Origin of the sequence: Faecalibacterium sp. DFI.5.82 (genome assembly GCF_029076575.1) — a bacterium.
GTDB lineage: Bacteria > Bacillota > Clostridia > Oscillospirales > Ruminococcaceae > Faecalibacterium > Faecalibacterium duncaniae.
Genome location: NZ_JARFIS010000133.1, coordinates 1 through 388, shown reverse-complemented (window position 1 = coordinate 388; position 388 = coordinate 1). Strand labels below are relative to the sequence as shown.

The following is a 388-nucleotide window of genomic DNA, read 5'->3' as shown; positions in this document are numbered from 1 at the left end:
GCCGTTACCCTACCAACAAGCTAATGCGCCGCAGGTCCATCCCAAAGTGATAGCCGAAGCCATCTTTTAAATTTGAATCATGCGATTCAAATTGTTATGCGGTATTAGCATCTGTTTCCAAATGTTATCCCCCGCTTTGGGGCAGGTTACCTACGTGTTACTCACCCGTCCGCCACTCGCTGGTAAACCAATGTCAAGTCCGTGTAAGCACGTTCAATCAGTTGGGCCAACGCGTTCGACTTGCATGTATTAGGCACACCGCCGGCGTTCATCCTGAGCCAGGATCAAACTCTCATATAAAATATAAGAACTTGAAAAGCTCAAATTTAAATTAAGCGAATTGACTTCGCAAATGTTTTTGCATCAATCGTAATGATTGATGACCCTA

The 388-nt window shown here is 44.6% G+C and carries 1 rRNA gene; it reads right to left on the bottom strand.

Annotated elements, in window-relative coordinates:
• Positions 1-300, bottom strand: a 16S ribosomal RNA gene (locus P0G09_RS15925); the annotation flags it as partial.
• Positions 301-388: the final 88 nt, after the last annotated feature.